1 protein-coding gene is annotated in these 4,022 nt (G+C 74.3%); it reads left to right on the plus strand.

Translation table 11 applies throughout. The features are described from left to right. Positions 1–4,022: non-ribosomal peptide synthetase (locus GT030_RS04780; protein WP_161199983.1), on the plus strand; the 4,022-nt coding region annotated here is incomplete at both ends.

Consider the following 4,022-nt stretch of genomic DNA (forward strand, 5'->3'; position numbering starts at 1 on the left):
GACCTGGTCGGGTTCTTCGTCAACACCCTCGTGCTGCGCACCGACCTCTCCGGTGACCCGACGTTCCGGGAACTCCTCGGCCGGGTCAAGGAGTTCGACCTCGCCGCGTTCAGTCACGGGGACATCCCGTTCGAGCGGCTGGTGGAGGCGGTCAACCCCGAACGCTCCGCCGACCACCACCCGCTCTTCCAGACCATGCTGGTCCTCCAGAGCCAGGAGCGGGCCGGGATCGACCTGCCCGGCGTCACCAGCCGTGACCGCTCCGGACACACCGGGATCAGCAAGTTCGACCTGACCTTCTCGCTCACCGAGAACGCGGCCTCCGCCGACCGGACCGAGCCCGCCCTGGGCATCGGCGGCTACCTCGAGTACGCCACCGACCTCTTCGACGAGGCCACCGCCCGCGACCTGTGCGACCGGTTCGCCCGCGTCCTCACCGAGGCCGTGCGGCACCCCGACCGGCGCCTCGGCGACCTCGACCCGCTCGGCCCCGGCGAGCGCGACCGCCTCCTCGCCCAGGGCCACGGCACCCACCGCCCGCTCCCCGCGCTCACCGCACCGGAAGCGGTCCGCGAATGGGCCGCGCGTACCCCGGACGCCACCGCCGTACGGGACACTGACACCAGCCTCACCTACGCCGAACTCGACGACCGGGCCGATGCGTTGGCCCACGTACTGCGCGAGCGCGGCGCCGGGCGCGAGACGCTGGTCGCGCTCGCCCTGCCGCCGTCCGTCACCTCCGTCGTCGCCATGCTGGCCGTCCTGCGCGCCGGAGCCGCCTACCTGCCCGTGGACCCGCGCTACCCGGCCACCCGCATCCGGCACATGGTCACCGACGCCCGCCCGGTCCTGCTGCTCACCACACACGACGTCCACGAGACGCTCCCGCCCACCGACGTACCGTGGCTCGACCCGGACCAACACGTCGCGGGCAGAAGCGGGTCGGGACAGCCGCTCCACCCCGCCGACCCGGCGTACGTCATTTACACCTCCGGCTCCACCGGCCGGCCCAAGGGCGTGACCGTGCCGCACGGCGCGCTCGCCAACCACATGGCCTGGATGGCGGGGCACCTCTCGCTGACGCAGGGCGACCGGGTCCTGGCACGTACCTCCACCAGCTTCGACGCCTCCGTGTGGGAGCTGTGGCTGCCGCTGATGAACGGCGCCGAGGTGTGCGTGCTGCCCGACGGGGTCAATCAGGACCCGCGGGCGCTGGTCGACTGGATGGGCCGGTTCGGCGTCACCGTCGCCCAGTTCGTGCCCTCGCACCTCGCGCTCGTCCTCGCCGAGGCCGCCGCCGCGGCACCGCTGCCCGCGCTGCGCGCCGTCCTGTGCGGCGGCGAACCGCTGCCCCGCGCCCTCGCCGACGACATCGCCCGCACCTGGCACGCCGAGGCGCACAACCTGTACGGCCCGACCGAGGCCACCATCGACGCCACCGCCCACCGCGTCCCCGAGGACGCCGAGGGCCACGCGGCGGACACCGTGCCGATCGGCCGGCCCGTCGACACCATGCGCGCCTACGTCCTCGACACCCGGCTGCGCCCCGTACCGGCCGGGGTCACCGGCGAGCTGTACCTCGCCGGGCCCAACCTGGCGCGCGGCTACCTGGGGCGCCCCGGCCTGACCGCCGAGCGCTTCGTCGCCGACCCGTTCCACACCGACGGTGCGCGCATGTACCGCACCGGCGACCTCGTCCGGTGGAACCGGCACGGGCTGATCGAGTACGTGTCCCGCGCCGACGACCAGGTCAAACTCCGGGGTTTCCGAATCGAGCTGGGTGAGGTCGAGGCCGCGCTCCTCGCCCGTCCCGGCGTCACCTCGGCCTGCGCCGTCATCCGCGAGGACGCCCCCGGAAGGCGCCGGCTGGTGGCCTACGCCGTCACGGCCGACGGCGCCCCGCGCGCCCGCACCCTGCGCGACGACCTCGCCGAGACGCTGCCGCACTACATGGTGCCCGGCGCCGTCGTCGTCCTGGACGAACTCCCGCTGCTGCCCAACGGCAAGGTGAACCGGCGCGCGCTGCCCGAACCCGAGCCGGAGACCGAGACCTCGGTGGTGCCCGGCCGGGGCACCCCGCAGGAGGAACTCCTCGCCGGGATCTTCGCCGACGTGCTGCACCGCCCCGCCGTCGGCCCGCACGACAGCTTCTTCGACCTCGGCGGCCACTCCCTGCTCGCCATGCGCGTCGTCAGCCGAATCCGCGCCGTCCTCGGGGCGGAGGTCGCGGTGCGCACCCTCTTCGAGCACCCGACCGTCGCCGGACTCGCCCGCGCCCTGGACACACCCGGCCGGGTCCGCCCCGCCGTCCTGCCCGCCGCTCACCGCCCCGAGCCGCTGCCGCTGTCCTACGCCCAGTTGCGGCTGTGGTTCCTCAACCGGCTGGAGGGGCCCAGCTCCACGTACAACATCCCGCTCGTCCTGGAACTGGACGGCGCTCTCGATCCGGCCGCCCTCCGGGCCGCGCTCGGCGATGTCATCGAGCGGCACGAGGCGCTGCGCACGGTGTTCCCCGAGCGGGACGGCGTGCCGCACCAGAGGGTCCTGCCCGCCGAGGCGGCCACGCCCGCGCTGCCCGTGGTGAGCACGGCACCGGCCGACATGGACGCCACCGTGCTGGCCGCCGTGCGGGAGACGTTCGACGTCACCGCCGACCTGCCGCTGCGGGCTCTGCTGCTGCGCTCGGCGCCCGAACACCATGTGCTGGTCCTCGTCGTCCACCACATCGCGGGTGACGGCTGGTCCCTCGCTCCGCTCGCCCGCCACCTCGGCACCGCCTACCGGGCCCGCCTCGAAGGCGCCGAGCCGGGGCTCACCCTCGGCACCCCGCTCCAGTACGCCGACTACACCCTCTGGCAGCGAGCCCTCCTCGGCGACGGTCAGGGCGACGCCGAGGACGACGGCGTACTGCGCGGACAGCTCGACCACTGGAACACCGCGCTCGCCGGGATGCCCGGCCTGATCGACCTCCCGCTGGACCGGCCCCGCCCGGCCGCCGTCGACCCCCGGGGCGGTGTCCACACCTTCGAGGTGCCCGCCGAACTGCACACCCGGCTCAGGCGACTGGCAAGGGAATCGGGCACCAGCCTCTTCATGGTGCTCCAGGCGGCCGTGGCCACCCTGCTCCACCGGCACGGCGCCGGCGACGACATCCCGCTCGGCTCACCCGTCGCGGGCCGCACGGACGAGGCGCTGGAGGACCTGGTCGGGTTCTTCGTCAACACCCTCGTGCTGCGCACCGACCTGTCCGGACGCCCCACCTTCCGCGAACTGCTTGTCCGGGTGCGTGAGTTCGACCTCGCCGCCTACGCCAACCAGGACGTGCCCTTCGAGCGGCTGGTGGAGCACCTCAACCCGGTCCGGGCCCGTGACCACCACCCGCTGTTCCAGACCACGGTGGTGCTGCAGAACCAGGACGGCGTCCGCCCCGACCTGCCCGGACTCACCGTCGAGGACCGGCTCGTGCACAACGGGCTGAGCAAGTTCGACCTCACCTTCGCCTTCACCGAGGAGCGGGACGGCGGCCTCGGCGCCGGGGTCGAGTACGCCACCGCCCTGTTCGACCGGAGCACGGTCGAGAACCTCACGGCCCGGCTGCTGCGCCTGCTGGAGCGGGTCGCCGCCGAACCCGGACGACCGGTCATCGAGCACGACCTGATGACACCGGACGAGCACACCCGCGTCTCCCGCTGGGGCACCGGCCGCGCCCTGCCCGCCACCGACGAGCCCGCCGTCCTGCCCGCGCTGTTCGCGGCCCAGGCCGCGCGCACCCCGGACGCGGTGGCCGTCACCACCGACGACGCCTCCCTCACCTACGCCGAACTCGACGCCCTCTCCGCCGAACTCGCCGCCGCTCTCGCGGGCCTCGGCGTCGGCCCCGAGACCGGCGTCGGCGTACTGCTCGGCCGCTCCCCGGCCGTCGTGACCGCCTCTCTCGGCACCGTCCGCGCGGCCGGGGCCTATGTCCCGCTCGACGCCCGCTGGCCCGAGGAGCGGCTCCACCAGGTCGCCGGGGCCGCGGG

This window comes from Streptomyces sp. SID1328 (assembly GCF_009865595.1).
Classification (GTDB): Bacteria; Actinomycetota; Actinomycetes; order Streptomycetales; family Streptomycetaceae; genus Streptomyces; species Streptomyces griseoluteus.